The sequence below is a fragment of the Streptomyces mirabilis genome, assembly GCF_039503195.1.
GTDB classification, from domain to species: domain Bacteria; phylum Actinomycetota; class Actinomycetes; order Streptomycetales; family Streptomycetaceae; genus Streptomyces; species Streptomyces mirabilis_D.
In genome coordinates, this window is sequence record NZ_JBCJKP010000002.1 from 130754 (window position 1) to 145615 (window position 14862).

Here is a 14862-nt window from a genome sequence, read left to right on the forward strand (position 1 = left end):
TATGGCGGGTGTTGCGGGTGTGTCGCTCATGAGGTCCGTCCCAGGGCGACGGCGACGGCCTGGCCCTCCAGGCCGCGGGCCAGGGCCAGGGCGCTGTCGGGCCGGGTGTGGCGGGGGGTGAGGGGGACGTAGTCGAGGTCGCACTCGGCGGCGGGGTGGTGCAGGTTGAGGGTGGCGGGCACGGTGCCGCTGTCCAGGGCGAGGGCGGCGACGGCCGCGTTCAGTGCGCCGGCGCCGCCGACGAGGTGTCCGGTCTGCGGTTTGACGCTGCTGATCTGGGCGGACTTGGCGGTGGTGCCGAGGGCGTCGTGCAGGGCGACGGTCTCGCTGGCGTCGCCCTGCAGGGTGGCGCAGCCGTGCGCGGCGATGTAGCTGCCGTCGGGGAAGGGCCGTTCGGCATCGGTGAGGGCGCGGCCGATGGCGCGGGCCAGGCCGCGGGCGCGGGGCTGGGGGCTGGGCGGGCGGACGCAGTCGTTGCCGGCGCCGAAGCCGGTGATCTCGGCGTAGCAGCGGGCGCCGCGGGCCAGGGCGTGTTCGCGTTCCTCCAGGACCAGGAGGGCGGCGCCCTCGCCGAAGACCGAGCCGGAGCGGTCGCGGTCGAAGGGCCTGAAGGCCTCGGTGCCCAGGTCGGTGCGGGTGCTCAGGACGCCCAGGCCGTCCATCTTGGACATCGCCCACCAGCCGGTGGCGTCGTCGTAGCCGCCCGCGAGCACGAGGTCGGCCTCGCCGCGGCGTACGGTGCGCATGCCCCGGCCGATGGCCATCGCGCCGGAGTCGGCGGTGCCGGCGAAGTAGGCGTTGGCGCCGCGGATGCCGTACTTCTCGGAGATGTGGAAGGCGGCGGCGGGCTGCAGTCCCTCGACGAAGAACAGCGGGGCGATCACCGAGGAGGCGCTCTGCCCCAGCCGGTGCAGGTCGGGGGTGCCGTCGTCGGCGCGCACGGCCTGCAGCTGGGCGATGAGCTCGTCCATGCGGGGCATTTCCTTGTTGCTGCCCAGGAACAGGCCCGCGCGGTGGCCCAGGTCGCTCCCGTCGTCCAGGCCCGCATCCTGCAGGGCGAGGGTGGCGCCGGCCAGGGCGAGCTGGTCGCCGCGGCACAGCATGCGCAGGGTGCGGCGGGAGGCCCACTGGGCGGGGGTGAAGGAGGGGATCTCGGCGCCGATGCCGGTGCGCAGCGGGGCGGGGTCGTAGGCGCGCAGCGGTCCGATGCCGCAGCGGCCCTCCAGCAGGCTGTGCCAGGTCTCGGCGGCGCTCTGGCCGATCGCGGTCATCAGGCCGATGCCGGTGACCATCACGCGGCGGCGCTGCTCGCTCATGCTGTGCCCTCCCGGGTCGTCTCGTCGCTGACCAGGGCCAGGACGCGGGCGGTGGCGACCACCCGGCCGCCGGCCCGGGCGGTGGCCCGGCACTCGGTGCGGTGCGGGCCGTGAGCGGTCACCTCGACGGTGAGGTGGACCTGGTCGCCGGGGCCGACGAAGTGCTTGAAGCGCACGCCGCGCACGGCGGCCAGGCGCCAGGTGCCGGGGCCCGCGGCGGTACGGGCGAGCGCGGCCATGCTCTCCAGCAGCAGCACACCGGGCAGGACGGGGTGGCGCGGGAAGTGGTCGGTGAAGCAGGTCAGGGTGGCGGGCACGTTGCGCACGGCCGCCGCCCGCTCGCCGACGACGGCCTCCAGCAGCCGGTCGAAGCCGCCCGGGCCGCCGCCGGGCACGGCGGCGGCAACGGGACCGGTCGTGACCGTCGTTGAACCCGCGCCGGCAACGGGGCCGGTCGTGACCGTCGTGGAGCCCGCGCCGGATCCAGGGGCGGGGGCGGGTCCCGTGCCGGATCCAGGGGCGGGGGTGGGGGTGGGGGTGGGTCCCGCGGTGGGGACGGTGGTGGTCATGTGTCCTCCCGCGGGGCGCCGACGACGAGGCTGGTGTTGCTGCCGCCGAACGCGAACGCGTTGATCAGGGCCGCCGCCACCGGCATCGGGCGGGCGGTGTGCGGCACGTAGTCGAGGTCCAGGCCGCGGTCGGGCCGCTCGAGGTTGACGGTGGGCGGGACCAGGGAGTGGCGGATCGCGCCGAGCGCGGCCAGCACGCCCAGGCCCAGGCTGGCGGAGGTGAGGTGGCCGGCCATCGACTTGGGGGCGCTGACCACCAGACGGCGGGCGTCGTCGGCGAAGACCTTCTTGATGGCGACCGTCTCGGACTGGTCGTTGCCGTGGGTGCTGGTGCCGTGCGCGACGACGTAGTCGATGCCGGCGGTGCCCAGCCCTGATTCGCCGATCGCCGCCTCCATCGCCTGGACGGCGCCGGAGCCGTCCGGCGGGGAGTCGGTGATGCGCCAGGCGTTGAGGGTGGAGCCGTAGCCGAGGACCTCGCCCAGAACGGGCGCGCCGCGCTCGCGGGCGGCGTCGAGGTCCTCGAGGACGACGGCGACGGCGCCCTCGCCGATCACGAAGCCGGAGCGGTCGGCGTCGAAGGGCCGCGAGGCGTGCTCGGGATCGTCGTTGTGACGGTCGGTCAGCGCGCCCAGCAGGCTGAAGCCGAGCAGGTCGAGCCAGGTGGTCAGGGAGTCGTAGCCGCCGGCGACCATCAGCCGGGCGTCGCCCTCCTGGATGGCGCGGTAGGCCTCCCCGATGGCGTGCCCGGAGCCGGAGCAGGCGGTGGAGATCCCGATCATCGGCCCGGTCGCGGACATCATCCGGGCCATCGCGCTGAGCGGGACGTTCTGGTCGTCGGTGAGGGTGACGGCCGGCGGGTGGCACAAGAACGCGTCCGCGCGGCCGGTGGTGGCGCGCAGGTGGCCGACGTCCAGGAGGGCCTGCAGCTCGGGGCGGCCGACGCTCGCGCCCATCGCCACCCCGCGCTCGCCGGGGTCGTACACCTCCTCCCCCAGGTCCTCGGCCCGCGCGGAGCGCAGCGCCTCCCAGGCGGCCGCGACACCGAACAGGCCCACCCGGGAGAGGTGTTTGCGCCCGATGCGGGCCGGGATCGCCGCGGCCGGGTCGAAGTCCTTGACCTGGGCGGCGATCCGCACCGGGAAGCCGGCCGCGTCGAAGGTGGTCAGCGGCCCGACGCCGCTGCGGCCGGCGGCCAGGCCCTGCCAGGTGGTGCCGGCGTCGTTGCCCAGCGGGGTGACGGCGCCGACGCCGGTGATGGCTACTCGGGTCATCCGACCGGCCCCCCGCCCTGCAGCTGGTGCGCCATGCGCCGGGTGGCGGCCGGGTCGTCGAGGCGTTCGGCGTCGATGAGCGCGCACAGGATGCCGCTCGCCTCGAGGACGTTCTCGCCGTCCACGGTGACGGTGCCGTCCAGCAGGGCGGCCTCCTCGGTCATCGACTCGACGGTGGCGTGCATGCGCAGCACCTCGCCGGGGCGCACCGGGCGGTGCGCGGTGGCCTCGCCGACCGCCAGCAGCGCGGCGCGCAGCCGGTGGTCGGTGGAGAGCATGATCAGCCAGGTGGCGGACTGGCACAGGGCCTCCAGGGCCAGCCCGAAGGGCAGCGCGGGCCCGTCGCCGGTGTCCTGCCAGTAGGTCTCCTCGGCGGAGGTGACCTTGCGCGCGGTGATGTGCTCGCGGGGCGCGCAGGTCTCGATCCGGTCGATCAGATGGAATCGCATCGTCGTCTCTTCTCCCGTTCCCTCACGCGTCCGTTACGGGCGGCCGATGCCCAGCTGGGCGGAGAACCCGCCGTCCACGCAGAGCAGTTCGCCGGTGGTGTAGCCGGAGTCGGGGCCGGCCAGGAACACCGCGGCCGCGGCGACCTGACCGGCGGTGGCGAACCGGCGCAGCGGGATCTGCCGTTTGATGCTCTTGCCGCCGTCGCGCTGCAGCACGCCGTCCACGAGCTCGGTCGGGGTGAACCCGGCCAGGACCGCGTTGACCCGTATGCCGAAGCGGGCGAGTTCGACGGCGGCGCAGCGGGTGAAGGAGTTCAACGCGCCCTTGGAGGCCGAGTAGTTGGCCTGGCCGATCCAGCCGCGTTCGCCCATCGCGGAGGAGATGTTGACGATGGTGGCGTCGCCGCGGGCCATGAACTGTTCCAGGACGGCGTGGGTGCAGTGCCAGGCGCCGCCGAAGTTGGTCTTCATGACGTTCAGCCAGGCGTCCGGCGGCGCGTCGTAGATGAGGCCGTCGTCGCTGGTGCCCGCGTTGTTGACGAGGATGTCGAGGGGGCCCAGGAGGCGGGTGGCCTCCTGTACCAGGCGGGCGGCCTGCTGCGGGTCGGCGACGTCGGCGCCGACGGCCGCGGCCCGGCCGCCCGCCGTCTCGATCTCCTTGACGACCGCGGCGGCGTCCTCCTGGCGGGAGCGGTAGTTGACGGCGACGGCCGCCCCCTGCTCGGCCAGGGCCAGGGCGATGGCCCGGCCGATGCCGCGTGAGGCACCGGTGACCAGGGCGGTGCGGTCCTTCAGCTTCATTCTGTCTCTTCCCGTTTCTGCTACGAGGGGGCGGTGGCCGGCCGGAGCCCGCGCGGGCGCCAGGGGCGGCGGGGGTGCGGGACGCCGTTGGCCCGCACCGCCACCGGCCCCCGGGGGAGGGGTCGGGGTTCAGGCGGCGTGCTGGGCCGCGGCCCGCTCGGTCAGCAGGTCGGTGAGGTTCTGCACGGTGAACAGGCCCAGCACGCCCTCGGCGGTCAGCGGCTCGCTGAGCTGGCTGCGGTCGAACTGCGGCAGGACCTTCTCCAGGTGGGTGAGGCCGGTGTCGTTGACGACCTCGTTCTCGTCGCCGAACTCCTCGTCGGGGATGCCGCCCTGCAGCAGGGCGGCGATGTCGGCCACGGTGATCTTCACCTTGGTGGCGCGCTCGATACGGAAGAGGATGTCGAGCAGGTCGATCGACTCGGCACCCAGCTGCCCGAGCAGGGTCGCCTCGGGCACGGCCTCGGCCTCGTCGATGCCCAGGGCGTCGGCGATGGCGGCCTGGACCGCGGAGAAGTAGTCGGTCGAGGTGGGGGTCAGGGTTTCGGACACCGTTGGCTGCCTTTCGGATGGGTCGTTCCGCCGGTACCGGCCCGGGGGCCCGCACCGGACGGACGGGAGAGGAAAAAGAAGAAGAGGAAGGGAAGGGAAGGGAAGGGAAGGGAAGAGGCGGAGGGAGCGGGAGAGAGGCGGAGGGAGCGGGCGGCGGGGGGCGGGCCGGGGGCGGTCCGCGCGCCGGGTCAGGCGGCGGCGCCAGGGGCGGGCTCCTGCCCGAGCTCGCGCAGCAGTGCGGAGATCCGGCGCGCGTCGTGGGTGCTGCGCACCACGGAGTGGACGCCGGTGCGGTTGGCGAAGCCGCTGAGCACCCGGCCGGGGCCGACCTCCAGGCAGCCGTCCACGGCGTGCGCGGCCGCGGCGCCCAGCACGTCCACCCACCGCACCGGCCCGGCCAGCTGACGGCGCAGCAGATCGCGGGCGTGGCCGCCGTCGCGCACCAGGGTGCCGGTCACCGAGCTGATCACGGGCAGCCGGGGCGCGCTGAAGCGCACGCGCTCCAGTTCGGCGGCGAACTCGTCCTCGATCGCCCGCATCAGCGAGCAGTGGAAGGGTGCCGAGACCTTCAGCGCCACCGTCCGCTCGGCGCCCGCGGCCAGCGCCCGGCGGGCGGCCTCCTCGACCGCGGGGCGCTGCCCGGAGATCACGGTCTGGCCCGGCTCGTTGTAGTTGGCGATCTCCACCACGCCCAGGGGGGCGCAGTCCGCGCAGATCTCCTCGATCCGGGCGGCGGCAAGGCCCAGTACGGCCGTCATCGCGCCGCCGGCCTGCCGGGAGACCCCCGCCATCAGCTCGCCCCGGCGGCGTACCAGCCGCAGCGCCGCCTCGGCCTCCAGCACCCCGGCGGCTACCAGCGCGGGGTACTCCCCCAGGCTGTGCCCGGCCACCACGGCGGGCACGAAACCCGCCTGGTCGCGCAGTACCTCAAGGACCGCGAGGCTGGTGGCGACGATGGCGGGCTGGGCGATCTCGGTCGGGGCCAGCTCCTCCTCCGGCGCGGTGCTGCACAGCGCGGTCAGCGGCAGGCCGGTCGCGTCCTCGGCGCGGGCCAGGACGCGTCCGGCGGTGCGGGGGTGTTCACGCAGCAGATGCCCGGCCATGCCCGCGCGCTGCGAGCCCTGCCCGGGAAACATCGTGAAGAGATTGTCGATCATCCCCGTTCCTGCCTCACTGAGTTGTCGGAAGAACCGTCGGAAAAACTGCCGGAAGAGCTGCCGGAAGAGCTGTCCGAAGACCTGGAAGAACGGTCCGCGCAGCGGTCCGGGAGAGCGGTCCGGGAGAGCTGTTTTCAGAGCCGGAGAAAGGTCATCGGGCGGTCGGCGAGCGGTGCTCGATTCTGTGAATCTGCCACGGGGCTCTGGCGCATTCCTTGAATGCGTCTGGACCGGCGCTACGGTGCCCGGCAATCAGCAACTAACGTGCTGGCATGGTGAGGATGAGTGCAGACGAGCGGCGCCGGAGCGTCATCCGCGCGGCCGTGAGCGAATTCGCGCGGGGCGGGTACGACGGCACGTCCACCGAGGCCATCGCCCGGCGTGCGGGGGTGTCGCAGCCGTATCTCTTCCGGCTCTTCGCGGGCAAGCGGGCGCTCTTCCTCGCGGCGGCGCGGTGCTGCCTGGCCGACACCGCCCGGCTGTTCACCGAGGCCACCGAGGGCCTGGCGGGCGAGGAGGCGCTGCGCGCCATGGCCAACGCGTACACCCGCGTCATCGTCAAGGAGCCGGAGCGGCTGCTGATGCAGATGCAGGTGTACGTCGCGGTGGCGGCGGGCGAGGCGGACGGTGACGCGGCGTTCGGGGAGGCGGTGCGGGCCGAGTGGCGGCGGCTGTGGGACACCGTCCACCGGCCGCTCGGCGCGGACACCGGCCAGACCACCACGTTCATGGCGTACGGGATGCTGGTCAACGTCCTGGTCTGCCTGGGGTTTCCGCCCGGGGACCCGCTCTGGGACGGGCTGTATCCGGCGGCGCGGGCCGGGGCGCGGCAGCCGGGCGCCCTGCAGCGGCGGCCGGCGCCCGGCTGACGGCCGCCGGGCGGGCGGGACCGGGGGCGGTACGCGCCGGCCTGGGCCGGGCCGAAGACCGAGGGGCCGGATCCGGGCCGGGGCCGCGGGGTGCGGCCGGGACGCCAGGGCCGAGGACCCGGGCCCGCGGTCCGTGCCCGTGCCCCGTGGCCCGCGAGCCGTGGCTGGTGGGCCACGGGGGCGGCGGGTACGGGGCCGGAATCGGGGCCGGTCCGCCGGACCCGGAACCCGGAACCCGGAACCCGGTCCCCAGACCGCCCGCGGCCCGTGAGCCGGGGGCTGCGGGCCGCGGGCAGGACAGCCGGGGCTGGATCTCCGGTCCGGGACCGGGCCCCGGTCCCGGACCCGTAGTCCGTGGCTCGGGGGCCGTGGGCTGGTCCGTGCGCGGGGCCCCGGGGTCCACGGGCCCGGCAGCCGGAGCCGGGGCCCGCAACCGGGCCTGGAACGGGGGGTTCTGGGGCGGGGCCAGGGCCGCCGCGGGGGCGGCCGTCAGTCCACGGTGGCGGCCGGCGCGGCGGCCGGGGCGGGGGCCGGGCGGCGGGCCGGGGCCCAGCGGGTGCCGTAGGCGACCTGGCCCTTCTCCGCGGCGGCGAAGGCCTTCGTGTTCCAGTTCTTGCGCATGAACGCCTCGCGCGCCCGGATCAGCAGCGGGTTTCGCACCGCGCCCATCCGCCCGATCCGCCAGGCGATGCGCTGCAACGGCGCGGTACGGGCGCGGCGTTCGCGCTCGTAGCGGCGCAGCGCGGCGATGGGGTCGTCGGCGTGCTCCAGGTGCTCGGCGAGGACCAGGGCGTCCTCCAGGGCCTGGCAGGCGCCCTGGCCGATGTTGAAGGTGATGGGGTGCGCGGCGTCGCCGAGCAGGGTGACGCGGCCCTGGCCCCACCGGCGTTCGGGGCTGCGGCCCTCGACGTCGCCGCGGATGATGCCCTCCTGCGGGGTGGCGGCGAGGATGTCGGCCACCGGGCCGCCCCAGCCGCGGTGGCGGCGCAGCAGCATCTCCCGCACGCCGGGCGCGTCCCGGCCGCCCGCGGGTCCGTTGGCCACGCTCATCCAGTGGACCAGGCCGGGTGCGACGTCGTAGTAGGTGAAGCGGGTACCGGGCCCGAACATCGCGTTGAAGGTGCCCGGCGGGATGTCCGGGTGCTGCAGGGGGGAACGGCCGCGCCAGGCGATGTAGCCGCTGTAGCGGTTGCGGGCGGGGCCGAAGAGGGCGTCGCGGACCGTGCCGTGGATGCCGTCGGCGCCGATCAGCAGGTCGCCCCGTTCGCTGCCGCCGTCCGCGAACCGTACGGTGACCCCGTCCTCGTCCTGCTCGAAGCCGGTCACGTGGGCCCCGGTGCGCACCGGGGAGCCGTGCAGGGCCTCGCGCAGCACGCCGTGCAGGACGGAGCGCTCGACGGCGATGGTGGGTGCGCCGTAGCGCTCGACGAAGTCGCCGACCGGCCAGGCGCCCAGCACCTCGCCGCGGTGGGTGCTGAAGTGCGCGACCTGCTGGGCCGGGGCCGTGCGCAGGACCTGTCCGGCCACGCCCAGGCAGTCCAGCGCGAGCACGCCGTTGGTCCAGATGTGCAGGCCCGCGCCGCCGTCGCGCAGTGCCTCGGCCCGTTCGAAGACGACGGGCTCAAGACCGGCGCGCTGGAGCGCGAGGGCCGCGGCCAGGCCGCCGATCCCTCCGCCAGCAATGAGTACGCGACGGGCACGTCCAAGGGCCATGGGTCTGTCTCCTCGTGGCTGTCCGGGCGGATGTCCCCGCGGGGAGGGGACGGCACTCCGCTGCGGCCCGGGGTGCTCCCTCGTCCTTGCGGAATCCCCTGCGGACCACTGGAGTTGTCAACGCTAGCATTCGAAGCGCTGAACTTGATAGTGTCGGCAGTACATCTAGCATTGATAAATCCACGTGGCGGCAGGCCATGTGGCAACCGGCAGACGGACAAGGGTGGTTGTGATGGAAACCCTCGTACAGACCCTGGCCGTGGTGGCCACGATGGCCAACGCGGTGGTCTACGGCACCGACGTCTTCTCCGCGATCGTCCAGCGGCCGGCCCTCGCGCACGTCGACGACGCGGTGCTGACCAGCACCATGGGGCAGATCCACCGTTTCGGGGACCGCCGGATGCCCGTCCCAGGCGTCTTCGGCCTGCTCGCCACGGTGGCCACGGCCGTCGCGGCCGGGTTCGGCAGCCGCGTGACGGCGGCCGCCGCGGCCGCCGTCGCGGCGGCGGCCCTGGTGGTGTGGCTGGCCGTCTACAACAAGGTGAGCGCGCCGGTGAACAAGGAGCTGACCGACGCGGCGCTCGACTGCCGCACCGCGCCGAACGCGCGGGGCCTGCAGCGCACCTGGGACAGCGTCATCAACGCCCGGGTCGTGCTGCAGGCGGTGGCGCTGGGCGCGATGTGCGTGGCACTCGTGGCGTCCTGACACCGCGGGAGGCGGCCGCCGCGAAGGACGGGCGGGGGTGGGGAAGGGAGACCCGCGGGTCTCCCTTCCCCACCCCCGCCTCCCGCCTCCCGTCCGCGGCGGCCCCTACTGCAGGGCGATGCTGCCCAGGACGGACATCTCGGTGTCCTCGTCCGGGCCGTCGGTGATCTCACTGCCGAATGCGGGGCTGAGCTCCGGCTCGTTTCCTGCGGGATTCTTCTTCTTGCTGACCACGGTGGTGTCCCTTCGGGCGTGAGCGGCCAATGCCGTACTGAGATTCACGAAGGTCCGCACCGCGCGTCAAGGCGCATTGCGCCGCGTCCACCGGAATGCGAGGCGCCCTCGAGAAATCCGGTGAAGGAAATACGCATTCCGCACCGCGCTCCCCCGCGGCCGGCGGGAATCAGTACGCCGCCCGCCCCGCCCGAATTCCCCCGCTCCCCCTCCCCTGTCTCCCCCCGCCCTTCCCTTCCCCGCCCCCTTCTCCTTGCCTTCCCCTTTTTTCCGTCCCTTTCCTCCCGCAGTGGTCCGGCCGGGCGCGGGCGGCGCTCACGCCGGTTCGGCCGGGGCGGGCCGGGACTGGGCGAGGGCGTCCGCGAGGGTCCGCCAGATCTCCGCCGCGAGGTCGATGTTGGCGTCCGCCTGGGCCTGCTGCGCCAGGGTGCGCAGCCCCTCCACGCCGGAGGCGTCGCCGCCCAGGATCAGCAGCTGCTGGCGCAGGATCTCCAGCCGCACCCGGTCGCGGTAGGTCATCCTCGGCTCGTCCCCGGCCAGGTCGCCCAGCAGGGCGCGGGCATCGTCGTAGCGGCCGGTGGCGAACGCCAGATCGGCCTTCAGCGCGGTCAGGTCCTGGCGCAGGGCGGGCGTGCCGACGAAGGCGAGGGCGGCCTCGGCCTGGGCGGCGCAGGCCTCGGCCCGCGCGGGGTCGGGGGCAGGGTCTGCAGGTGCAGCCGGCCCGCGGCCAGCCGCAGCCTGAGCCACAGCACCAGGTCCTCCTGGCTGCTGAAACGCTCCAGGGCCGCATCCAGGAAGGCCTGCGCCCCGGTGTGGTCGCCCTGGCGCACCCGGACGGCGGCGGCCGTCCACATGGCCTCGGCCCACAGCGCGTCGGTGCGGCCGGCGACCAGCGCGGCCAGTTCGTCGGCGTGCACCCGCGCCTCCGGCACCTGCCCGGCCTCCGCCTGCACCGACACCAGCGCCAGCAGCGCGGCGGCCCGGTCCTCCACGCCCAGGTCCTCGCCCAGGGCGAGCCGGTGGGCGGCGACGGCCGCGTCCAGGGCGGGGGTGATCTCACCGAGCGAGCGCAGGCAGCGGGCCAGCCGGGTCAGGCCGCGCACCCGCAGCTCGGCCGATCCCACCTCGTCGCCGAGCGCCACCAGCCGGTCGAGGTCCGCGCGTTCGGCGGCGTGGTCGCCCTGCAGCCGGGCGGCCCGGGCCAGCAGCCACAGCGCCTGCCAGCGCAGCACCGCGCTCTCGTGGCCCTCGGCGGCCAGCGCCGCGCGCAGCGCCCCGATGGCGTCCGCGGAACCGGTGGAGGACGCCAGCGTCAGCGCGTGCGCCAGGGAACCGGTGACCGGCTCCTCGAAGTCGGCGACGTCCAGGCCCAGCCGGCCCGCCAGATAGCCCACGGCCCGGTCGGTGGGCTGGCGCGCCCCCGATTCCAGGCGGGAGAGATAGCCGGTGGACATGCCCTCGCCGGCCAGCGCCGTCTGCGACAGCCCCTGGGCCGTCCGGAGCTTCTTCAGGCGGTGTCCGAACGCGGGCTGTCGCAGCATGACCGAATCCCCTGGGGTGAGCGGGCAAGAAAGTTTCACCGGGAGCCGCCCCGAGCGTAGGGCGCCGGGCAACACGCGGGCAAACCTTTGCCAGGCCCCCGCCGGGAATCTCGTGCCGCTCTCACGCGCCTCTCACGCGCCTCTCGTGGACTCCTCCAGCGTTCCTCCAGCGCGGCGGGGCACGCTCGGCAGGACCCGGCCGGCGCACCCGGCCGGACGCGGAGTCCTTGTGCAGGTCAACGCCCGGGAGTCGACGATGAGGCCATCGGTGTGCGCACCACCCCGGGCGGCGTGGACGGCCACCGCGGGACACGGCAGCGGCCCCTCCCCGGCAGCGGACACCGGCCGCCCCGCCCCGCCCGCGCCGGACGCACCGTCCGACGAGGACATCGGCTGGCCCAAACGGTGCGCCCCGCCCGGCCCGTAACTCCCGTAGACCCCGTGACCCCCGCTGCCCGTACTCCTGCGCACCCCTATTGCCCCCGTGCGCGTACCCACGCCGCCGGGCGGGGCGGGGCCCCCTCACCCCGCCCCCCGGGGCCCGGTGCCAGGTGCGGGACGGGTGCGGGTGCGGCGGATCAGGACGGCGGCGCGGCATGGCCGGAGGCGCGCGCGGGAGGCCGGCGCTGCTGCGGTGGGCGGGCGGTCAGCCGGAGGGGGCGTCGGCTGCCGGGCGCAGGGGGGCGGCCGGGGCGCGCAGGCCGGATTCGAAGGCGTAGATCGCGGCGTGGACGCGGTTGCGCAGCCGCAGCTTGTGCAGCAGGTTCTGCACGTGGGTTTTCACGGTGTGCTCGGACAGGGTCAGCGCCCGGGCTATCTCGCCGTTGGACAGGCCGCGGGCCAGCAGGTCCAGGACCTGGCACTCGCGGTCGGTGAGCCGGTCGGGGCTGACGGGCGAGATGGGCGCCGGGGGCCCGGCGGGCGGCCGGCGTCCGGGCGGGGGCGGGGTGGGGCCGTGCACCAGGGTGTATCCGGCGGCGGCCAGGACGACCGCGGAGGCCAGCTGTCCGGCGGTGGCGGTGGCCGGCAGATGGCCGCCGGCCGCCCGGCCTGCGGTGTCGGTGCGGCCCGGGCCGCCGAGGGTCAGCAGCGGCAGGTCCCCGCCGCCGAAGGCCGGCGCGGCAAGCTGTCCGCCGCCCGGCGCGCCGTGGGCGACCAGGACGTGCGGGGGCCGGGCGGCCAGCGCGCGCAGCAGCGGCGGTCCCGGTTCGCTCTCGCCGGTGACGCGGATGCCGGGGTGGCCCTCGAGGAGGGCGGTGATGCCGCGGCGGGCGAGCGGGTCCTCACCGATCACATGCACGCGCACGGCGGCCGGCGCGCCCGGACGGGCGGCCGGGGCCGGGGCCGGGCCGGCCGCCTCGCCGGAGGCGGGGGCCGGTGCGGGGAGCACGCGGAGCGTGGCGTGCCGCTCGTCCATGGCGGTCTCCTCCCTGTCTCCCGGGATGTCCCGCCGGTCCCTGGACGTCCCGCCGGTCCGTGGATGTTCAGCCGGGTCCTTGGGTGTTCAGCCGGGTCCTGGGTTGTCCTGCCGGGTCCTGGGATGCCTGTCCCGCCCTGCTCACCGTAGGCGGCGGGCGCGGCCGTGTCCGGTGCGCTCCAGCGGGCCACGATCCGTCCGCTACTCCCTCTGGCTCTGCGCCCCCGGGGGTGTCAGGCGGCGGCCTCCACGGCGGCCAGGGCGTGCAGCCGGCGGCGCAGTTCACGGCGGGCGGGCCGGCCGCCCGGCCGGCGGGGGACGGCGTCGAGGGCCTCCAGGCGGCGGATCTGCTCGCCGGGGCCGAGCCGGGCGTTGGCCTGTTCGGCGACCGAGTCGAGGATGTCGAGCAGGCCGCGGCCGTCGCCGGGGGGCCTCTCGCGCAGGACCACGCCGGCCCAGACCAGGGCGCCGCGTGCCGGGTCGGGCCAGTCCGCGACGATGCAGTCGGCCACCCGCGGGTCCTGGCCGATGACCCGTTCCACCACGGCCGGGGCGACCAGGGCGTCGTCGCAGGCGAACACCGACCCGGACGCGTCGACCAGGTGCAGTCCCCCGTCCGCGTCGAGATAGCCCGTATCGCCGGTGGACAGCCAGCCGTCCGCGTCCGGCACCGCCCCGGCCGGGCCGGCCGGGGCGGTGGGGCTCAGCTGGGGCCCGCGGATCTGCACTTCGCCGGTCGACCACACCGGCGCGGGCCGCGTGCCGCCCGGCAGGACGACCCGGCACTCGGTGCCCGGCAGCGGCACCCCGACCGCGCCCAGACCGGGCCGCGAGCCGGGCGGCTGGTGGTGGGAGAGGGTGCACACCTCGGTGAGGCCGTAGCCCTGCAGGACCGGCACGCGCAGCGCGTCGCGCAGCCGGCGGGCGCGGTCGGGTTCCAGCGCGCCGCCGCTGACGTGCAGGGCGCTCAGCCGGCGGGCGCCCGTCCGGGCACCGGCCGCGCCCAGCCGGGGGTCGCCGGCGAGGCGGTGCAGCCGGGCGGGCGGGGCGTAGAAGTGGGTGGCCCCGGCCCGCGCGGCTGCTTCCAGCGCCCCGAAGGGATCCGGGCCGGGGCACAGCACCTGCCGGGCCCCGGCGTGCACGGCCGAGTTGAGGTGCACGGCGTGGTACTGCGGCAGGTGGTTGAGGACGACGGAGGAGGGGCCCAGGCGGTGGGCGAGGGCGGTCTGGGCGGCGCCCGCGAGGAGGTTGCGGTGCGTCAGCCGCACCCCGTTCAGCCGTCCCGCACCGTCCGGGGCGAACTGCAGGCACGCCACCGCGTCCACGCCCGGCGCCGGTGTCCGCGCGGGCACGCCGGCGGGCACCGACGCCAGCGCCCGCGCCAGCGGCACACCCCGGCCCGCACCCGCCGGCGTGTCTGCTGCCGCGTCCGCCGGGGTGTCCGCCGGGGTGTCCGTGAGGACGACGGTGTGCAGCAGGGGCAGCCGGTCGCCGAGCCCGGCGAGCAGCCCGGCCAGCGCGGCGGGTACGAAGGCGATCTCGGCCCCGGCCGCCGAGCACACCTCGTACAGGGCGGCCGGCCCCATCAGCGGGTCGAGCAGGGCGAGCGGGTGGCCGCTGCGGACGGTGCCGTAGTACACGGCGGGGAAGACCGCATCGAGGGTGGCGGCCGCGGCGACGACCGCGCCGGCCCGGCCCGCGGCGCGCCGCACGTAGTGGGCGACACGGTCCGCCTCCCGGTCCAGGGCCGCGAACGACACCCATGCCCCTGCCCCTGCCCCTGCCCCTGCCACGGTGACGGCCGGGGCGTTTGCGTCACGGGCCGCGGCCCGCCGCAGCAGGTCGTCCAGCGGGCTCTCCAGATACCTGAGGATGGGCACGGCACGACCTCCCGGCGGAGACAGCAAAGACAGCGGATGTCCGGATGCCCCACGGTCGGCGGCCGGGCTCGAGACCCCTTCGAAACCCGCTGGAGACGGGCGCGACGCCGGCAGGCCCCGAACCCGGGCCATCGGGTCGGGCTCTTCGGTGCCGGCACCGAAGAGGCGGCGCAGGTGGGCGTCCCGGCCGGCTGTCCAGGGGACCGTGCTGTCCGAGTCGTTCCACCAGAGGGCGGGTGCGCCGCCGGGGCGCAGCACCCGGACGGCTTCCGGGACGGACTTGCGCGGGCCGGTCCAGTGCCAGTCCTGGGCGTAGGTGAGGAGGTCGGCGGATCCGGGGGCCAGCGGGTTCCTGTTTGCCCGGCACACAGCGCTCCGGGCCGA

15 protein-coding genes are annotated in these 14862 nt (G+C 75.7%); 2 read left to right on the plus strand and 13 right to left on the minus strand.

The annotated features are described in order from the left end of the window. Nucleotides 1-26: 26 nt before the first annotated feature. The 7 genes from AAFF41_RS51095 to fabD all read right to left on the minus strand — a co-directional run bounded on the left by AAFF41_RS51095 (nucleotide 27) and on the right by fabD (nucleotide 6118). Complete coding sequence (locus tag AAFF41_RS51095; RefSeq protein WP_343326551.1) at nucleotides 27-1316, minus strand: beta-ketoacyl-[acyl-carrier-protein] synthase family protein; 1290 nt, start codon at nucleotides 1314-1316, stop codon at nucleotides 27-29. Then, the gene (locus tag AAFF41_RS51100; protein WP_343326552.1) at nucleotides 1313-1885 is read right to left on the minus strand and encodes a 3-hydroxyacyl-ACP dehydratase FabZ family protein; all 573 of its coding nucleotides are present in this window, start codon (nucleotides 1883-1885) and stop codon (nucleotides 1313-1315) included. Before AAFF41_RS51100 ends, AAFF41_RS51095 begins: the two co-directional genes overlap by 4 nt. After that, a complete protein-coding gene (locus AAFF41_RS51105) occupies nucleotides 1882-3159 on the minus strand; it encodes a beta-ketoacyl-[acyl-carrier-protein] synthase family protein (RefSeq protein WP_054229241.1) in 1278 nt (425 codons plus the stop codon). Before AAFF41_RS51105 ends, AAFF41_RS51100 begins: the two co-directional genes overlap by 4 nt. Then, nucleotides 3156-3608 (minus strand): hotdog family protein, encoded by a 453-nt coding sequence (locus AAFF41_RS51110; protein WP_075032274.1) that lies wholly within the window; start codon nucleotides 3606-3608, stop codon nucleotides 3156-3158. The genes AAFF41_RS51105 and AAFF41_RS51110 overlap by 4 nt, the downstream gene beginning before the upstream one ends. Nucleotides 3609-3641: 33 nt before the next feature. Then, a complete protein-coding gene (locus AAFF41_RS51115) occupies nucleotides 3642-4409 on the minus strand; it encodes an SDR family NAD(P)-dependent oxidoreductase (protein WP_054229243.1) in 768 nt (255 codons plus the stop codon). 129 nt (nucleotides 4410-4538) lie between these two features. Continuing rightward, complete coding sequence (locus AAFF41_RS51120) at nucleotides 4539-4961, minus strand: acyl carrier protein (RefSeq protein WP_225900738.1); 423 nt, start codon at nucleotides 4959-4961, stop codon at nucleotides 4539-4541. A gap of 188 nt (nucleotides 4962-5149) precedes the next feature. Further along, nucleotides 5150-6118 (minus strand): ACP S-malonyltransferase, encoded by a 969-nt coding sequence (fabD, locus tag AAFF41_RS51125; RefSeq protein ID WP_319754252.1) that lies wholly within the window; start codon nucleotides 6116-6118, stop codon nucleotides 5150-5152. Between the two features lie 272 nt (nucleotides 6119-6390). Between fabD and AAFF41_RS51130 the strand changes: the two genes are divergently transcribed. Continuing rightward, the gene (locus AAFF41_RS51130) at nucleotides 6391-6987 is read left to right on the plus strand and encodes a TetR/AcrR family transcriptional regulator (protein WP_179436231.1); all 597 of its coding nucleotides are present in this window, start codon (nucleotides 6391-6393) and stop codon (nucleotides 6985-6987) included. Between the two features lie 489 nt (nucleotides 6988-7476). Here the strand turns inward: AAFF41_RS51130 and AAFF41_RS51135 are convergent, their stop codons facing one another. Continuing rightward, nucleotides 7477-8700, minus strand: coding sequence for an FAD-dependent monooxygenase (locus AAFF41_RS51135; protein ID WP_319754625.1), 1224 nt, complete (start codon nucleotides 8698-8700; stop codon nucleotides 7477-7479). A 232-nt stretch (nucleotides 8701-8932) separates the two neighbouring features. On the opposite strand from AAFF41_RS51135, the gene AAFF41_RS51140 reads away from it, so the two are divergent. Further along, the gene (locus AAFF41_RS51140) at nucleotides 8933-9406 is read left to right on the plus strand and encodes a DUF1772 domain-containing protein (protein ID WP_319754624.1); all 474 of its coding nucleotides are present in this window, start codon (nucleotides 8933-8935) and stop codon (nucleotides 9404-9406) included. Nucleotides 9407-9511: 105 nt separating this feature from the next. Here AAFF41_RS51140 and AAFF41_RS51145 read toward each other — a convergent pair whose 3' ends face one another. From AAFF41_RS51145 to AAFF41_RS51165, 5 genes are all read right to left on the minus strand, one after another. Beyond that, complete coding sequence (locus AAFF41_RS51145) at nucleotides 9512-9640, minus strand: hypothetical protein (RefSeq protein WP_257040037.1); 129 nt, start codon at nucleotides 9638-9640, stop codon at nucleotides 9512-9514. A gap of 315 nt (nucleotides 9641-9955) precedes the next feature. Beyond that, on the minus strand, nucleotides 9956-10159 hold the full coding sequence (locus tag AAFF41_RS51150) for a hypothetical protein (protein ID WP_343326553.1): 204 nt from the start codon (nucleotides 10157-10159) through the stop codon (nucleotides 9956-9958). An 89-nt stretch (nucleotides 10160-10248) separates the two neighbouring features. Then, nucleotides 10249-11181 (minus strand): helix-turn-helix domain-containing protein, encoded by a 933-nt coding sequence (locus tag AAFF41_RS51155; RefSeq protein ID WP_248282314.1) that lies wholly within the window; start codon nucleotides 11179-11181, stop codon nucleotides 10249-10251. 646 nt (nucleotides 11182-11827) lie between these two features. Further along, on the minus strand, nucleotides 11828-12598 hold the full coding sequence (locus AAFF41_RS51160) for a response regulator transcription factor (protein WP_343326554.1): 771 nt from the start codon (nucleotides 12596-12598) through the stop codon (nucleotides 11828-11830). A 233-nt stretch (nucleotides 12599-12831) separates the two neighbouring features. Continuing rightward, nucleotides 12832-14847 carry an AMP-binding protein gene (locus AAFF41_RS51165; RefSeq protein ID WP_343326555.1) on the minus strand — a complete coding sequence of 672 codons (2016 nt, stop codon included), beginning with the start codon at nucleotides 14845-14847 and terminating at the stop codon, nucleotides 12832-12834. Between the last annotated feature and the right edge of the window lie 15 nt (nucleotides 14848-14862).